Genomic DNA, 15,454 nt, shown 5'->3' with positions numbered 1-15,454 from the left:
ATCGTGATTTATTGCAGTTGAAAGAAAAATCAGAGGTGGAAAAGGTTCGAAAATTATTCAAGAAGATTGGAATAAAGTATATTTAAAGAAAAACAGTCGCTAACAAAGACAATATTTCATTATGCCCCAGGCGTTTCGTTCGGAGCGTAATGAACAGCAAATCATAGCCAGGGCCATTGTATGCAATTTGAAAATTAATGAATAAATTACAAATAAAAACAAACCCTGAGGTTGAAATGGTTTTCAACAATTATCCCGATTCCATTCGGAATAAGTTAATGACCCTACGAAAATTGGTTATAGAAACTGCTTCTGAAATTGATGCAATTACCGAACTAGAAGAAACACTCAAATGGGGCGAACCCAGTTATTTAACCAAAAGCGGGAGTACGCTCAGAATAGATTGGAAATCAAAAAAGCCTGATACCTATGCCTTGTACTTTAAATGCACAAGCAGACTGGTAGAAACTTTTAAGCTGGTTTTTAAAGACACCTTTAAATATGAAGGGAATCGGGCGATTGTTTTTAGCATTCAAGACAAGCCTCCAAAGGATGCTTTAAAAAAATGTATTAAAGCGGCACTGACCTATCATAAAGTAAAACATTTGCCTAGATTGGGAATATAAAAATAAGATACCTATCCCTGCTTGCTTTCTGCCGCCCTGTTCTGAATAGTGCATACCTCTATCCAACAAGGATCCTCAAATAGATAGCGCGTCTCTAAATTTTCTTCAGGATGCTTTTTTTATCAAAAGAGACCTTATTTTAGCGAAAGAAATTGGATTGTTAATGCTAACCCTTTGACATAAAATGAAAGAAAAATTAAGGCTTCTTATCGATGATAATTCCACACCCCAGGGAAAGATGTTTGATTATGCCATTCAGTTTTTGATTATAGCCTCACTGATCGCCTTTGCAGTAGAGACACTCCCTAATAATGAACCAGAGGTAACGGCCTTTTTATACGTCTTTGAAGTCTTCTGTGTAGCTATTTTCACCACAGAATACCTGCTGAGAATCCTGATCGCAAAAAAACCACTGAAGTATATTTTTAGTTTTTATGGTATTATTGACCTTTTTGCTATCCTCCCATTTTACCTTACGAAAGCCTTTGATCTGAGAGCACTCAGGGCTTTCCGCATCTTCCGGATCTTTCGTGCCTTAAAACTTATCCGCTATAACAAGGCCATGCAACGCATCCATATTGCAGCTCGACTCATGAAAGAAGAGATTGTACTTTTTTTAATTATCACCGGCATCTTTACCTACCTCACCTCCTGTGGGATCTATTTCTTTGAAAATGAAGCTCAACCCATGGTTTTTTCTTCCATTTTTCACAGCCTCTGGTGGGCCATTGTAACCCTTACCACTGTGGGTTACGGGGATGTGTACCCCATTACCATGGGCGGAAAAATCTTTACTTTTTTTGTACTTATCATCGGAGTAGGGATCGTGACTGTTCCGGCCGGACTTGTATCATCAGCGGTGTCCAAGGCGCGGGAGATACAAGAAGACCGGGAGGATACTGAAGTTTCCTTGGAAAATTAAAGCAGCTAGACTTTAGTTTGAAAAACCTGCCATCGGCTACGTTTATTTGTAGCTTCACCAAAAACTAAACGTATGACCTTGGCAGACTGGATAGGGAGCTGCGGTGTCTTCCTTATTTTACTGGCATATTTTCTGAATGTTACTTCCAGACTAGATAGCCAACACCTGCTCTTTATCTTGTTAAATCTAATTGGTGCTACCCTCGCAGGACTGGCATCATACCTTATCTACTACCTTCCTTTTATCATCTTGGAAGGGGTTTGGGCCCTAGTGTCCGCGTATGCCCTGTATACTTATTTTACAAATACTGAGGGCAAAGACATTTAAGTATAGGATCGACGAATTATTTAGTTTGGATTAACACGACTGCCCGATAAGCCATCAGGAAGTTGGTTTAGATACTGTCCCTAATTTTCCAAATATAAATCCCTGCCAGTAGCAAGAAAAGGCCCAGAAGACCTTCTATAATAATTAGAACATCGAAGTAATTTTGGGACCCAAATCTTTCTATGCACATGCCAATTAAAAAAATGCCATATCCAACTAAATAATATTTTAAGAATTGCTGCTTCCTTGCCTCCGGAACTTTCCCCAACTTGTTGATGCCCCAACCAAGTATGGCGACACAAACAAAAACAATCAACATGATTATAATTCCCTTGGTCATCACAACTGGGCTCTTTTGTTTAATCAAAATTACTTTTTTTATTCCAGCTATTCATAATGGCCTCTTAGTGCCCATTATGAGGACTTTTATCGATGAAAAGCATGTGAAAGCCCAAAGTTGTAGGGTACAGATGTAATTTTTCATATATTTGGATCATTACCTATTTAAAGGTGCTAAGGTGCCCGGGTAAAACTTCACAATGTATTTATTGTAACCAATTATTGATCTATTAAGAACCGCATACTATGACCAATGAGGAATACCCCATGACCGAGGGGAACAAGAAGAAAGACCTGGAAACTGCTTCCAAACTTGAATTGATCAAAAACCTCATATTCGGGGAGAATATACAGGCCTATGAATCCGAATTTGAACTTTTAAAAAAGGATATTTTTTCCAAGAAAAAGGCTTTGGAAGACCTTATTGAAGCGGTACGTACAGATCTTAGAATGTCTATTGAAGACGTCTCTACAGATATCAATATCCGTATTACAGAATTGGAAGATAAACTCGATGAACGATTCGAAAACATTGAAAAAAATCAGCTAAACGCAGCAGAATTAGGTGATCTTCTGATTGAACTTGGAAAAAAGGTTAAGAATACGAAGTAGACGCAAAATGCCCACCAAAACAACACAGGAAGATAAACTGGAAATGCTTAAGGGCCTGCTTTTCACAAGCGAACAGGAAGCCCTTGAAGATATTGCCAGCAAAGTACAGTTTCTGGAAAAAGCCCTGGAAGATCAAAAAAAATCAGTTCATCAAATAGACTCCCTGGTTGATAAAAAGCTTGAAATTAATTCACAAAAGCTACAAGATTCTTTAGGGCCTTCATTACATGCCATCCTCAAGAAAGAGATAAGGTCCAATCCCGAAGAAATGACGGTTTTGCTCACTCCTCTGATGAGCTCTCTAATGAAGGAATACAAAAAACAAAAGCAAGAGAAATTTCTATATAAATTAAACACACCCATAAGGAGCCTAAGGAAATTCGGAAATACTATTTTTACCCGATTCAAAGGTGGTTCTGATGAGGCAGTACTTCAGAATCAATTAAAATCGGCAGTAATTGAACAGGTATTAATTATTGATCGAAAAACCGATCATTTAATAGCAAGCTATGCCGAGACTAAGAAGTTAGACAATACCAAGATCTCTGAGATTTGTAACATCATCCAAGAGCATATTCAAAAGAGTGCCCTGAAGGAAGATCAACATTTAGAGTCTGTTTCTTTCCAACAATATCAAATTCATCTACAGGGATTTGTAAATCACTATGTTGCTTTGATCATCTCAGGGAAAAAAGAATTGAGATGTAAGGCGAAATTACAAGACATTATTTTTAATTTCTATTACAAGTACATGGCAACCCATCTTGAAATACTAAAAGACGCTAAGGATGCTGCCAAAGAAAAAAAGATCATAGATAAAGACCTCCTGGAAATTGCGATGGCAGAGAGTTTTGAAAGCACTTCATCCTAGAATCTGATTTTATTCCATAAAAAAGGACTATTTTTAAGGGAACAACCAAAACCCAGTAGTATGGACACTGCACTCCAAAGCATGATCGCCAACATGCCCGAAAAGACAGGTAAGTCCCTGGAAGCCTGGCAAAAAATACTGCGATCTAAATCCTTTCAAAAACACTCAGAAGCCGTTAATTTTTTAAAAAACGAGCACGGACTTACCCATGGTTTTGCCAATACCATTGTGCACCTTTCCAAAGATCAGGGAGCTTCCTCAGACGATCTTTTAACAGCACAGTACAAGGGAAAAGAACATCTGCTTCCAATATTTGAAAGAGTGCGAAAAGCCGTAGAAGGTTTAGGGGATGATGTTACCATCACTCCCAAAAAGACTTCGGTAAGCTTTATCCGGAAAAAGCAATTTGCCCTGATTAACCCTGCCACCAAAACCCGACTCGATCTGGGACTTAAACTGGTGGGGGAACCCCTCACAACCCGACTAGAAAATTCGGGGCCTTTTGGCAGCATGTGCACGCATAGGGTGCGACTCGAAAAACCCGAAGATGTGGACAAAGAACTTCTTTCATGGCTGAAGCAGGCTTATGAAAAAGCGCAATAACCAGTTAAAAACAAACCCTTGAAAGAAAAACCGCAAGCTAAAAAACGGATAGTAGATGGGAATACCCTGGAATGTCCTGTTTGTAAAAATGACACTTTTTGGATGCGAAATACCCTGATGAATACCAGGGGCATGACCTTCTTTAAAATGGAATGGGCCAATAAAGAGGCTCAAAACTACGTCTGTGATTCTTGTGGCTATGTGTATTGGTTTATACAGCCCTGAGAAAAAAGTTGTACTTAACAACCTTAGCTAGCAGTTATGTGGTTAGGTAAACTTACGCTATACGATGCTCTGGTCTCTGAAAAAATGTGGGCAAATCTGGGCACCATTGCCAAATATCTCAACGAAAGTTATGACTACGTGATGTCTCTAGAACTAAAATAACTTCCCATGGCGATAATTAAAGTAATTAATCTGGGAACGCTCCAATTCGATTGCAGGATGGCCGGGGCCGAAAAGGATGAACTTGTCATATTGCTCCATGGCTTTCCAGAAACCTCCATAATGTGGACTGCCCTGATGGCCGACCTTATCCCCAAAGGATTTTTTTGCCTTGCCCCTAATATGCGCGGTTATAGCAAAAATGCCTGTCCGAAAGGTAAAAAGCACTATACCATAGAAAAACTCGGGCAGGATATTTTAGACCTGGCAACAGCCATTGGGAAAGATAAATTTCATCTTATTGCGCACGACTGGGGTGCGGTGATTGGCTGGTATCTGGCTTATCACTTTCCCACCAAGATTCTAAGTTATACGGCCTTGTCCGTGCCACATTTAAAAGGATTCTTCCAAGCCCTGCAAACTGATCCTGACCAACAGCAGCGCAGTAATTACATCAAGCTACTGGTTATCCCATTTATCGCCGAATACAAGATCCGGAAGAATGACTTTAAGCTATTTCGCAAGCTCTGGAAACACAGTCGCGAAGTAGAATTAGAAGACTACATCAAAACTTTTCAGGAAAAGAAGGTGTTAACAGCCGCTTTAAACTACTACCGTGCCAATTTTGGAAAAACGCGCACCGAAGAGATAGGAGAGATCGAAATTCCAACGTTGTTTATATGGGGGAATACGGATATGGCCATAGGCGCCAAAGGAGTTGCCTTGAGCCATCAGTATCTTACAGGGCCGTACACTTTTCTTGAAATAGATGCGGGACATTGGTTAATGCAAACTAGCTACACCGCCATATTACCACCAATTCTAAAGCATTTAAACACACACAGAACATACTAAAATCTCACAATGAATCCTGTTTTTATCGCTGTGTACGCCTCCTGGTTCTTGTCTGAAATGATCTTTATCCGCTTACTGCGGGTACAGAAAACAGACCGGCAAAAAACTGACAAAAACTCCCTGTTACTTATTTGGATATTGATCATTATTGGGAATGTTTCGGCTGTATTTATCACACACTATTCTAGTGCACCAATAGGTCCATATCCCATAGTTGGCTATGTGGGGCTAGTTTTGATTATCCTGGGAATTCTGATGCGCGTAGGAGCCATAAGAAGCCTTGGAAAATTCTTTACAGTCCGGGTAACAATAAAAACAGATCACCTTTTAAAGACAGATGGATACTACAAATATGTACGCCACCCCTCCTACACCGCCTCCCTTCTTTCATTCATTGGATTTGGAGTTTCTTTGAATCACTGGTTTTCTGTTGCACTGGCAGGCGGAATGGCCTTAATAGCCTTTATAATTCGTATCAGCATAGAAGAAAAGGCATTGCTTTCGCATTTTGGCGAGGCCTATACAGACTATCGTAAAAAAACAAAGGCACTCATCCCCTTTATTTATTAAATTTAAATTTTATAGCATATAAAACAGTCAAAATGTATGGGTATGCAACCAGCTTTTGGCAGTAAGACCACAACTCGTCCGTGCCGGTATATTTATAAGACTTAACAAAGAACAACTACTATGAAAAAAATCTACATGCTCTTCGCGTCCCTACTCAGTACTACTATTTTTTTAGCGCAAGCGTCCCCAAAAGATTCACTGGCTAAGCAGGATGAAACACTCAATCAGCTCAAGGCAGAGGTTCAGACACTAGTAGACGGTCGTGCCAAAATGGCTCAGGTGATGGTAGACAAGGTCTTTAGTTTCGCGGAGCTGGGATTTCAGGAAGTGGAGACCTCCAAATACATTACAGACATTTTAAAGAAAGAAGGTTTTACTATTGAATACGGTATCTCCGGGGTACCCACCGCCTGGTGGGCCAAATGGGGTTCGGGCAGTCCGGTGATCGCCATCGGAAGTGACATTGATTGTATTCCCAAAGCTTCTCAAAAACCGGGTGTGGCTTATCATGATCCCATTGTGGAAGGGGCTCCGGGCCATGGAGAAGGGCATAACAGTGGCACCCCGCTTAATGTGGTTGCCGCCATTGCTGTAAAGGAATTGATGAAGCGCGATAAGATCTCCGGCACGCTCATTATATGGCCAGGGGTGGCAGAAGAACAGCTAGGTACTAAGGCTTATTACACACGTGATGGATATTTTGATGCGGTGGATGTCTGTATTTTTACACATGTTTCAAACAATATGGCTGTGTCTTATGGCCCCGCAAGGGGAACAGGCATGATCTCTGTTGAATACACCTTTGAAGGAGAATCGGCCCATTCCGCAGGTGCTCCCTGGCGCGGCAGGAGTGCAGCAGATGCCGTGGAGTTAATGAATATAGGATGGCAATATAACAGGGAGCATCTGCATCCCCTGGGACGTTCGCACTCTGTTATTAATAACGGCGGGGACCAGCCAAATGTGGTGCCTTCCAAGGCCTCTATCTGGTATTATTTCAGGGAGATCACCTACCCCAAGATCATGGAAATGTATGAGCACGCCAATGATATTGCCAAAGGGGCAGCTTTAATGACACGCACCACCATGAGCAGCAAGATATTAGGCACCGCCTGGCCCCGACATTTTAATAAGCCCATGGCAGAGGCCATGTATCAGAATATCACCCAGGTGGGACTCCCGGAATGGAGCGAGGCAGATCAAATCCTTGCCCGGGCCGTTCAAAGGGAAGTGAGGGCACCTAAGGATACTACAGGCCTGGCCGTAAAATTAGACACTATTGGCTTACCGGTTGTTGAACCGGTTAGTGGAGGCTCGGATGATATAGGCGATATCTCCTGGAAGGTGCCTACCATTACCCTCAGATATCCCAGTAATATTCCAGGATTACAGGGTCACCACTGGTCCAACGCCATTGCGATGGCCACACCCATTGCCCATAAAGGAGTGGTTGCCGGCGCCAAGGTAGAAGCTATGACGCTGCTAGACCTGCTTTTAAAACCGGAACTTGTGAAACAAGCCTGGGACTACTTTAAGACAGAACAAGCCACTGAAATTAAGTATGTACCTATGGTTTCAGAAAGCGATAGTCCGGCGACCTATCTCAACGAGGAGATCATGCGGAGGTATAAACCACTACTTAAACCTTATTACTATAATGAAAAAAAGTATGATAGTTACCTGGAACAACTTGGTATTGAGTATCCAACACTTTCAAAGGAGACAACTACGGAAGACAGGTAAGCATTTTTATATCGTTAAGAACAAAAAACCCTCCATAACGGAGGGTTCATTTTTTTAAAAAGCCTTACCACTGTCCTAGCATGATCCGTGTCCCTGAACGGACCAGTTTTACACCGCCATTAGTTTCTCTAAAAGTGTTCCATGCTTTATCTCTGTCCGATTTCTCGGCTTCACTAAGCACGGCATTTGATCCACCAAACGCACTCTTAAAATCTTTATATCCTGTAATGGCCCAATGAGACCCACCTTCCGGGCCTATTCCCGTGGTAAAACTGCCGTACATATTGATCCAGCCTTTGCGTATAGCGTCCGACTGATATTTAGAATAAGCCGTTTTAAAAGCACTTCCGTTTTCGGCCTGTACTATATAGTAATTTTGAATGGGGTATTGCCCACTCATATCTCCCCAACCTTGCTGCCTGGTACCCATGGCAGAGCTAAATCCATCTTTGATATGCTGGTTCATCTGTGACATAAATAACATCCATTCTGCTCCGCCATCATTGGAATATTGTGCGCCTAAAGCATCTAACGACCCGGAAAATACAATACCATGAGTAAAATTATTCCCGCTATCATTAAAATGGTTCTCCCATAAGGAGACCGTAACACCCTCTGTCTTATGAGCAGTAAAATAATCACTGATAAGTTTTACAACAGCAGTTTCCTGTGAAGGTTCAACTATAAAATTGTAGCTAGTAAAATAAGACTCCTGTGCACTTATGGCCAAGGCCATAAACAGGCACAGACCTGTAATAAGTTTTTTCATTTTTGTTTGGTTTTGGTTATATCCTAATATACTAAAAATAAGAAAGTTAAAGAAAATAAAAACATTTATTTTGGTGCGACTTTTCCTACGATCACAATCCTACTCCCACACACCAGACACCTTATTTACCTTTAGATCAGCAATATTTAAAGGTTTTGTAGCAGTATTTACAATTTCCAGATCCGAAAAAGAATTCATGGGAAACACCTGTGCGGTCATTACATATTGTCCCTTGTTGATAAAAACCTCCACAGAAGAGGCGTCTATAAAAATCCGAATCTCAACCAAGCCTTCGGGGAGATTGTCTAGTGGCATCTGCTGGATACGTCCAAATGTTTCCTCAAAATCTACCAGCCCACTTTCGGAGCGATCCAGGGTTACAAGTTTTTCCGAACCATCCAACTCAAGAATCAATTGTTCTCCCTGTGAATTCTTAAAAGTGAGCAACAGATCCCTGGCAGCTGTGGTAAACTTGTACTCACTCTGACTGCCATTCTCAAGGCCAATAGATTCCATACCCCCGGCAGGAATAGTAACACTCAAGGTAGTTTCTTCTAATAATACATCTGCCACCTCTGCGATTGGATAGTTCAGCAGTTCATAGGAACCATTAATTTTTGACAAGCTAAGGTTTCGCGGCAATGTCATAGCGCTGCGCCATACCTCGGTTGGGGTATCCCGGGCGTAGGCCCAATTGCTCATCCAGCCTATAAAGAGGCGGCTCCCATCCGGAGTATTGTTATAAGTAACCCCGGCATAATTATCAGTACCCCAATCGAGCCATTTTTCTTCTTTTTGATCGGAACTAAAAGATATTCCATCAAAGTCGCCTATAAAATATTGGGTGCCACTTCCTCCATTGGGCGCGCCGGGATTAATGCTGATCAAAAGCACCCATTTTCGTTCCTCAGTCCCATCAACCTGCAGTTTAAAAAGGTCGGGGCACTCCCATACCCCACCATGGGCACCCTGCTTTTCTCCAAACCGACTCATATATGTCCATTCGAGTAAATTATCTGAGCGGTACAGTCTTAGATGATCTCCTGCCACCAAGGCCATTATCCACTGTTCCGTTTTTTCGTCCCAAAAAACTTTAGGATCCCTGAAATCTCTGAATTCTGTATTCAGTAGCACCGGATTTCCCGCATACATACTAAAACTCTCTCCGTTGTCAAGACTATAGGCTACCCCCTGCGTTTGAAAATCAATTCGGCCGGCCTTTTCCTTTTCCATATCATGGTAAGTGAAAATAGCGACTATTGGCGGGTTTTCTGGAGTTCCCAGTCCGGATGTATTATCTACATCCAGCACGGCACTTCCTGAAAAAATCAGTCCGTTCTCATCCGGATACAAGGCTATGGGTTTATTTTCCCAGTGCAACATATCCGCACTAGTTGCATGCCCCCAATGCATAGGTCCCCATACAATATCGTCCGGGTAATACTGATAAAACAAATGATAAATACCCTGGTTGTACAATAATCCGTTGGGATCATTCATCCATTTTTCCGGGGGAGAAAAATGATATTGAGGTCTGAATGGTTCCTGATATAAGCCAATTTCTTTGTTCATTTCTTCTGCTCTTTCTGGCGTTTCTTTGCAAGCGCCAAAAAGGAGAAGGAACACTGAAAATTAAAAGCCCAGGATGCGTTTCATGACATAAATATTTTCTCTAAATTACCCTTTATTTTCCAATTGGAAAAGGTGGCGGGCCTACCTGCAATAGGTTACAATGTAGTATCTTTAACCGCATGTTTAATAAACCTATTTTATTTGGGATAATGCTTGTGATTATGCCTGTATTTGGACAGCGAACGCTCGATAATATAATGGACAAACTCACACATAAGGAGGTACCCCTGGCCAGCGTAACGGAGTTGGCGGTTAACCCATCTTATCATCGATTAGATGCCCGCAGCCCGGAAGAATTTAACGTAAGTCATCTTCCCGACGCGCATTATATTGGGTATAAAGATTTCAATTCAACAGAATTCAACCAAAATTTCCCGGATAAGGAAGCCACCTATGTGGTGTATTGCTCTGTAGGTATTCGCTCCGGAAAAATTGGTAAAAAGTTAATGGACCTTGGCTATACTAACATTAAAAACCTTTCAGGCGGCTTGTTCAAATGGGTCAATGACGGGTACAAGATTGTAGACACTGCAGGCCAGCCAACCCAAGAGGTCCATGCTTATAATAAGTTCTGGGGACTCCTGTTAAACAAAGGGGAAAAGGTCTATGGGAAAGAAAATCAGGATTAAGGATTGAGAATGGAGCAGGACGATGAAAATTTATTACTGATCTTTACCCGCAACCCGGAGTTGGGTAAATGCAAGACCAGACTGGCTGCTGCCGTTGGCGACGAAACCGCCCTGGCCATCTACATTTTTCTATTGAAGCATACGGTGGCCGTTACTCAACCCCTTGAAGTAACAAAAGAAGTGCATTATTCTAGCAGTATCATGGAAGATGATCTCTGGCACCCCAAGATCTACCACAAGAAACTACAACTGGGATCAAATCTAGGAGAGCGTATGGCCAATGCCTTCGCTGCCGGATTTAACGCGGGCTACAAAAGAATTGTGATTATTGGGAGCGATCTTTATGACCTTAGCACTGAAGACCTTAAAAATGCCTTTTCAAAATTAGAATCTAATGAGATAGTGATCGGCCCTGCCAAGGATGGAGGCTATTACCTCCTTGGGATGACCCAAAATGAACCCGCTATTTTCAAGAACAAGAACTGGGGTACCGCTACTGTGCTCAAAGACACCCTGGCCCATCTAAATAACAAGAGTGTCTACTTGCTGAGTACAAAGAATGACGTAGATGTCCTTGAGGATATTATCAACGTTCCTGCGTTTCACCCCTTTTTAAAAAATATAATATGACCCAAAAACAATTAGATGAATCTACGGAGTTTCTGAAAAGCAAAGGATTTCTAGCCCCTGAAATCGGGATAGTTCTGGGAACCGGTCTTGGGAAACTGGTAGAAAAAATTCAAGACCCACATATAGCCCATTATCACAACATTCCTTTCTTTCCACTTGCTACGGTAGAATTTCATACAGGAAAGCTAATTTATGGCACCCTGGAAGGTAAGAAAGTAGTAGTAATGCAAGGACGTTTTCATTTATACGAAGGCTATGAATTCTACGATGTTACATATCCTATAAGGGTTATGAAACAATTAGGGATCACGCAACTTTTTATTTCAAATGCTGCCGGCGCCATAAATCTCAATTTTAAAAAAGGAGATATTATGCTGATCGAAGATCACATCAACCTACAGGGAGGATCACCACTGGCTTTTAAGAATGTTGCCGAATTTGGCGACCGGTTTGTAGATATGAGTAAGCCCTATGACATTGAAATGTGTAAGACCCTTAAGAAAATTGCCATAGAGAAGAACATTTCCCTCAAACAAGGAGTGTATGCAGCTGTGGTTGGTCCACAACTCGAAACCAAGGCCGAATATCGCATGCTTAAAACCCTTGGGGCCGATGCTGTTGGAATGAGTACGGTACCGGAAGTAATTATTGCCAATCATTTACGACTACCTGTTATCGCAGTATCTGTCTTAACGGATGAGTGTGATCCGGACAATCTGGAACCTGTAAACATCGCAGAAATCATCAGTACTGCCGAGAATACTGAACCCAAAATGATTACATTATTCACCGAATTAATAAAAACGCTATGAGCTATTTAGAAGCAACAAACGATCTGTATAAACAAGCAGCGCTTACCCCGGATGTAGGCTTGTGTTGCACCACCAACCCGGTTTGGCAGCTACCCGGCCTGTCTATTCCAAACATAATGCAGGAAATGAATTACGGCTGTGGCAGCACGGTTTCGGCTTCCGACCTTGTGAACAATCCCAAAGTATTATATGTTGGTGTAGGTGGCGGTATGGAACTATTGCAATTTGCGTACTTCTCCCGTCAGGAGGGAGGCGTAATTGGGGTGGATGTGGTTGATGAGATGCTGGAAGCTTCCAAAAGAAATTTTAAAATAGCCGAAAAGGAGAATCCATGGTTTAATAGCGACTTTGTGTCCTTAAAAAAAGGGAGTGCACTAGACCTGCCTATTGAGGACGAAAGCATAGATGTGGCTGCTCAAAACTGCTTATTTAATATTTTTAAGGCGGAGGATCTGAAAAAAGCGGTAAAAGAAATGTATCGGGTTTTAAAACCTCGTGGCCGCCTGGTAATGAGCGATCCTGTTTGTGAACAACCCATGAATGAGGTCTTGCGAAATGACGACCGGTTAAGAGCCTTGTGCTTGAGTGGAAGTATCCCAATCAAGGAGTATGTAAAAGTATTGACAGACGCTGGGTTTGGGACCATTGAAATCCGGGCTAGAAAGTCGTACCGTGTCTTGTCTCCCAACCATTACCCTACGGATGAACTCATCCATATTGAGTCTATAGAAATTGCAGCGATCAAGGACCCTATGCCGGAAGATGGTCCCTGCGTATTTACAGGTAAAACAGCTATTTATTACGGCGGTGAACCTTATATAGACGATAAAAAAGGTCATATTCTGGTACAAAACCAACCCCTCGCAGTGTGCGATAAAACAGCAGCTGCCCTGGCAAAAGTCTCGGAAGACATCCATATCTCAGAAAGCAGCTGGCATTATGATGGAGGGGGTTGTTGTTAAAACACCTATGACATGTAATACAAAGGTTAGTTAAATCTAAAATAGGAGACTTTTTGTAAGATTCCCTCGTATTTTACTACTAAGTATTTATGAAGTTTTTAATCCTAATGATTGCCTTTACTTTCATACAGCCTCCTCAGGATGTCCTAACCACAGACAGGCCCCGCCATGATTCATGGAATGTACTGTTGCAAGAATACGTTCTCAACAATGGTGATGTGAAATATAAGCAGTTCAAAAATCAAGAGGCCGAACTTAAGAAGTATATAGCTTATCTGGGAAAATTTACTCCTTCAGATTCCTGGTCGCAGCATGAGAAACTGGCCTATTATATCAATTTGTACAATGCAGGGACCATAGCCCTTATTCTGGAAAACTATCCCCTAGAAAGTATTAAGGATATTAACAGACCCTGGGGTAAGAAACGCTTGCGGATAGGAAAGGATTCCATTTCTTTAGGAGATCTGGAACACAAGATCCTAAGAAAAATGAACGAACCCCGCATTCATTTTGCCATCAATTGTGCCTCCTATTCTTGCCCGAAACTGCTTAATGAAGCATATACCCCGGCGAAGATGGAAAAGCAACTAAAAGCGGTAACCGTCAACTTTATAAATGATAGCAGCAAGAATAAGATAACCGCAAACAGGCTGGAGTTATCTGCCATTTTTAAATGGTATAAGGGTGATTTTATGGAGAAAAGAAGTTTAATAACATATCTCCAACCATATACAAAGGTCACTCTGATGAATGATGCCAAGATCACCTATCTACCCTATGACTGGCGACTCAATGAAGAAAAATAATCTGCCAAAGATCAGCATCATCATTCCCGTATTGAATGAAGAAGAGGCCCTGGAGCAATTATTACCTTATCTTCAGGCTAAAGCGGCCAATTATCAGGAATTGGAAATAATTGTTTCCGATGGGGGAAGCACTGACAATACCCTTGCCATTGCCAAAAAACACAAAATCTCCCTGATTGAATCCGAAAGGGGCCGTGCGATCCAAATGAATGCCGGTGCCAAAAAAGCCAGCGGTGAAATTCTCTATTTTTTGCATGTAGATACATTTCCCCCAAATCATTTTGACCAATTAATCATGAATGCTATTTCCTCCGGGAATGAAGCTGGCTGTTTTCGTTTGAAATTTAGTTCTCCAAACAAATTTCTCGCCTTTTTTTCATGGTTCACCCGTTTAAATATGCCAATATGCCGCGGAGGAGATCAGTCTCTTTTTATTTCCCGTAGTTTATTCACCTCCCTTGGTAGTTTTAATGAGGCATACAAGATCTATGAAGATAATGAGTTTATAGGACGAATCTACCGCAAGGCCAACTTCAGGGTACTGCCTCAGAAGGTGATCACCTCAGCACGAAAATATCAAGAGAACGGGACTGTGCGTTTACAATTCCATTTTGCCGTGGTGCATATTAAAAAGTTTATGGGGGCCTCCCCAGATTCTTTGTATGCCTACTACAGCAGGCATATAAAGTAATAATTTACTGCTTACTGGCTTTCGAAATCTGCAAGAACCCCTTCGGTTATCCATTTGGCGAGCGCCTGGCGATTGTCCGGATCCAAAATTCTGCGTTGGTCCTTTTTACTCTTCAAATTTCCAATCTCTATATACGCCATGGCAGGTAAGGTATTCTTTACCAGGTATAGAGTACTGCGGTCCGAAAAGGTGCCTTCGTAGTTTCGGTTTGGTTGATATTCCTTGTATTTGGCCAGAAAGGTATTATGAATATTTTCAGCCAGACGTTTGCCGTTCTTACTTTTTTCATGGTGATAAAAGAAAACATCAATGTTCTGTCCTTTGCTTCTGCTATCCACATGGGTAACCAGCAATCGTTGATAGGCCCCTTTATTTTCGAGGTACAACGCATTAACAACTTCCACTCGCTGTTTAAGTCGGTCTAATTGTTTTAGCGGGATCTTTTTATCAGGATACACTACCTCATCCCTGTCTATTTCGAGCGTCCTTTTATTACGGATCCCGTCGTTCTCATCTCGCACAATAATATAGACCCTGGCTCCATGGGCCAGTAATTCCTTCGCTAGTCTCAAGGTAACATCATAGGCGTATTCGTCTTCTGCTATGGTAACATCCTCATAGGTCTCAATAGCCCCGGGATCCGGACCTCCGTGGCCCGATATCAAATAATA

20 protein-coding genes are annotated in these 15,454 nt (G+C 41.8%); 17 read left to right on the top strand and 3 right to left on the bottom strand.

Features of this window, described 5'->3' with window-relative positions; all coding sequences use genetic code 11:
• Positions 1–197: 197 nt before the first annotated feature.
• The 11 genes from WBM49_RS13320 (at position 198) to WBM49_RS13270 (ending at position 7,852) form a co-directional block, all read left to right on the top strand.
• Positions 198–626 carry a DUF1801 domain-containing protein gene (locus WBM49_RS13320; RefSeq protein WP_424372540.1) on the top strand — a complete coding sequence of 143 codons (429 nt, stop codon included), beginning with the start codon at positions 198–200 and terminating at the stop codon, positions 624–626.
• 184 nt (positions 627–810) lie between these two features.
• The gene (locus tag WBM49_RS13315) at positions 811–1,548 is read left to right on the top strand and encodes an ion transporter (RefSeq protein ID WP_424372539.1); all 738 of its coding nucleotides are present in this window, start codon (positions 811–813) and stop codon (positions 1,546–1,548) included.
• Between the two features lie 72 nt (positions 1,549–1,620).
• Positions 1,621–1,875 (top strand): CBU_0592 family membrane protein, encoded by a 255-nt coding sequence (locus tag WBM49_RS13310; protein WP_424372538.1) that lies wholly within the window; start codon positions 1,621–1,623, stop codon positions 1,873–1,875.
• Between the two features lie 585 nt (positions 1,876–2,460).
• A complete protein-coding gene (locus WBM49_RS13305) occupies positions 2,461–2,826 on the top strand; it encodes a fructose 1,6-bisphosphatase (RefSeq protein ID WP_424372537.1) in 366 nt (121 codons plus the stop codon).
• 7 nt (positions 2,827–2,833) lie between these two features.
• Complete coding sequence (locus WBM49_RS13300) at positions 2,834–3,697, top strand: hypothetical protein (protein ID WP_424372536.1); 864 nt, start codon at positions 2,834–2,836, stop codon at positions 3,695–3,697.
• Between the two features lie 60 nt (positions 3,698–3,757).
• Positions 3,758–4,300 (top strand): DUF4287 domain-containing protein, encoded by a 543-nt coding sequence (locus tag WBM49_RS13295; RefSeq protein WP_424372535.1) that lies wholly within the window; start codon positions 3,758–3,760, stop codon positions 4,298–4,300.
• Positions 4,301–4,318: 18 nt separating this feature from the next.
• On the top strand, positions 4,319–4,525 hold the full coding sequence (locus tag WBM49_RS13290) for a hypothetical protein (protein WP_424372534.1): 207 nt from the start codon (positions 4,319–4,321) through the stop codon (positions 4,523–4,525).
• A 36-nt stretch (positions 4,526–4,561) separates the two neighbouring features.
• Positions 4,562–4,687, top strand: a complete 126-nt coding sequence (locus WBM49_RS13285; protein ID WP_424372533.1) for a hypothetical protein — start codon at positions 4,562–4,564, stop codon at positions 4,685–4,687.
• A gap of 6 nt (positions 4,688–4,693) precedes the next feature.
• Positions 4,694–5,539 (top strand): alpha/beta hydrolase, encoded by an 846-nt coding sequence (locus WBM49_RS13280; protein ID WP_424372532.1) that lies wholly within the window; start codon positions 4,694–4,696, stop codon positions 5,537–5,539.
• Between the two features lie 9 nt (positions 5,540–5,548).
• Complete coding sequence (locus WBM49_RS13275) at positions 5,549–6,109, top strand: methyltransferase family protein (protein WP_424372531.1); 561 nt, start codon at positions 5,549–5,551, stop codon at positions 6,107–6,109.
• Between the two features lie 120 nt (positions 6,110–6,229).
• A complete protein-coding gene (locus WBM49_RS13270) occupies positions 6,230–7,852 on the top strand; it encodes an amidohydrolase (RefSeq protein WP_424372530.1) in 1,623 nt (540 codons plus the stop codon).
• Between the two features lie 64 nt (positions 7,853–7,916).
• Here WBM49_RS13270 and WBM49_RS13265 read toward each other — a convergent pair whose 3' ends face one another.
• A complete protein-coding gene (locus WBM49_RS13265) occupies positions 7,917–8,621 on the bottom strand; it encodes a hypothetical protein (protein WP_424372529.1) in 705 nt (234 codons plus the stop codon).
• A 99-nt stretch (positions 8,622–8,720) separates the two neighbouring features.
• Positions 8,721–10,193, bottom strand: coding sequence for a glycoside hydrolase family 32 protein (locus WBM49_RS13260; protein ID WP_424372528.1), 1,473 nt, complete (start codon positions 10,191–10,193; stop codon positions 8,721–8,723).
• A gap of 221 nt (positions 10,194–10,414) precedes the next feature.
• Here WBM49_RS13260 and WBM49_RS13255 point away from each other — a divergent pair, with 221 nt between their 5' ends.
• The 6 genes from WBM49_RS13255 to WBM49_RS13230 all read left to right on the top strand — a co-directional run bounded on the left by WBM49_RS13255 (position 10,415) and on the right by WBM49_RS13230 (position 14,783).
• Entirely contained in the window at positions 10,415–10,882 is a 468-nt protein-coding gene (locus tag WBM49_RS13255; RefSeq protein ID WP_424372527.1) for a rhodanese-like domain-containing protein, read from the top strand.
• Between the two features lie 9 nt (positions 10,883–10,891).
• Positions 10,892–11,512, top strand: a complete 621-nt coding sequence (locus WBM49_RS13250; protein ID WP_424372526.1) for a TIGR04282 family arsenosugar biosynthesis glycosyltransferase — start codon at positions 10,892–10,894, stop codon at positions 11,510–11,512.
• On the top strand, positions 11,509–12,324 hold the full coding sequence (locus WBM49_RS13245; protein WP_424372525.1) for a purine-nucleoside phosphorylase: 816 nt from the start codon (positions 11,509–11,511) through the stop codon (positions 12,322–12,324). Before WBM49_RS13250 ends, WBM49_RS13245 begins: the two co-directional genes overlap by 4 nt.
• Positions 12,321–13,286 carry an arsenosugar biosynthesis arsenite methyltransferase ArsM gene (gene arsM, locus WBM49_RS13240; protein WP_424372524.1) on the top strand — a complete coding sequence of 322 codons (966 nt, stop codon included), beginning with the start codon at positions 12,321–12,323 and terminating at the stop codon, positions 13,284–13,286. Before WBM49_RS13245 ends, arsM begins: the two co-directional genes overlap by 4 nt.
• Before the next feature lie 89 nt (positions 13,287–13,375).
• Positions 13,376–14,092: a DUF547 domain-containing protein gene (locus WBM49_RS13235; protein WP_424372523.1), complete on the top strand. Its 717-nt coding sequence runs from the start codon at positions 13,376–13,378 to the stop codon at positions 14,090–14,092.
• On the top strand, positions 14,079–14,783 hold the full coding sequence (locus tag WBM49_RS13230) for a TIGR04283 family arsenosugar biosynthesis glycosyltransferase (protein WP_424372522.1): 705 nt from the start codon (positions 14,079–14,081) through the stop codon (positions 14,781–14,783). The genes WBM49_RS13235 and WBM49_RS13230 overlap by 14 nt, the downstream gene beginning before the upstream one ends.
• Before the next feature lie 11 nt (positions 14,784–14,794).
• Here WBM49_RS13230 and WBM49_RS13225 read toward each other — a convergent pair.
• Positions 14,795–15,454: N-acetylmuramoyl-L-alanine amidase family protein (locus WBM49_RS13225; protein ID WP_424372521.1), on the bottom strand; the 660-nt coding region annotated here is incomplete at its 5' end.

Source organism: Muriicola sp. (assembly GCF_049669965.1).
Classification (GTDB): Bacteria; Bacteroidota; Bacteroidia; order Flavobacteriales; family Flavobacteriaceae; genus Muriicola.
Note: the sequence above shows the minus strand (reverse complement) of the source record. Positions and strands in the feature narration are given on the sequence as shown.

What these genes read in the sequence shown, in the direction of transcription:
- WBM49_RS13230 (WP_424372522.1), top strand. Translation starts at nt 14,079, where the DNA reads ATGAAGAAAAATAATCTGCCAAAGATCAGCATCATCATTCCCGTATTG.
- WBM49_RS13315 (WP_424372539.1), top strand. Translation starts at nt 811, where the DNA reads ATGAAAGAAAAATTAAGGCTTCTTATCGATGATAATTCCACACCCCAG.
- WBM49_RS13310 (WP_424372538.1), top strand. Translation starts at nt 1,621, where the DNA reads ATGACCTTGGCAGACTGGATAGGGAGCTGCGGTGTCTTCCTTATTTTA.
- WBM49_RS13260 (WP_424372528.1), bottom strand. Translation starts at nt 10,193, where the DNA reads ATGAACAAAGAAATTGGCTTATATCAGGAACCATTCAGACCTCAATAT.
- WBM49_RS13245 (WP_424372525.1), top strand. Translation starts at nt 11,509, where the DNA reads ATGACCCAAAAACAATTAGATGAATCTACGGAGTTTCTGAAAAGCAAA.
- WBM49_RS13235 (WP_424372523.1), top strand. Translation starts at nt 13,376, where the DNA reads ATGAAGTTTTTAATCCTAATGATTGCCTTTACTTTCATACAGCCTCCT.
- WBM49_RS13265 (WP_424372529.1), bottom strand. Translation starts at nt 8,621, where the DNA reads ATGAAAAAACTTATTACAGGTCTGTGCCTGTTTATGGCCTTGGCCATA.
- WBM49_RS13250 (WP_424372526.1), top strand. Translation starts at nt 10,892, where the DNA reads ATGGAGCAGGACGATGAAAATTTATTACTGATCTTTACCCGCAACCCG.
- WBM49_RS13270 (WP_424372530.1), top strand. Translation starts at nt 6,230, where the DNA reads ATGAAAAAAATCTACATGCTCTTCGCGTCCCTACTCAGTACTACTATT.
- WBM49_RS13275 (WP_424372531.1), top strand. Translation starts at nt 5,549, where the DNA reads ATGAATCCTGTTTTTATCGCTGTGTACGCCTCCTGGTTCTTGTCTGAA.
- WBM49_RS13295 (WP_424372535.1), top strand. Translation starts at nt 3,758, where the DNA reads ATGGACACTGCACTCCAAAGCATGATCGCCAACATGCCCGAAAAGACA.
- WBM49_RS13300 (WP_424372536.1), top strand. Translation starts at nt 2,834, where the DNA reads ATGCCCACCAAAACAACACAGGAAGATAAACTGGAAATGCTTAAGGGC.
- WBM49_RS13320 (WP_424372540.1), top strand. Translation starts at nt 198, where the DNA reads ATGAATAAATTACAAATAAAAACAAACCCTGAGGTTGAAATGGTTTTC.
- WBM49_RS13280 (WP_424372532.1), top strand. Translation starts at nt 4,694, where the DNA reads ATGGCGATAATTAAAGTAATTAATCTGGGAACGCTCCAATTCGATTGC.
- WBM49_RS13305 (WP_424372537.1), top strand. Translation starts at nt 2,461, where the DNA reads ATGACCAATGAGGAATACCCCATGACCGAGGGGAACAAGAAGAAAGAC.
- arsM (WP_424372524.1), top strand. Translation starts at nt 12,321, where the DNA reads ATGAGCTATTTAGAAGCAACAAACGATCTGTATAAACAAGCAGCGCTT.
- WBM49_RS13285 (WP_424372533.1), top strand. Translation starts at nt 4,562, where the DNA reads ATGTGGTTAGGTAAACTTACGCTATACGATGCTCTGGTCTCTGAAAAA.
- WBM49_RS13255 (WP_424372527.1), top strand. Translation starts at nt 10,415, where the DNA reads ATGCCTGTATTTGGACAGCGAACGCTCGATAATATAATGGACAAACTC.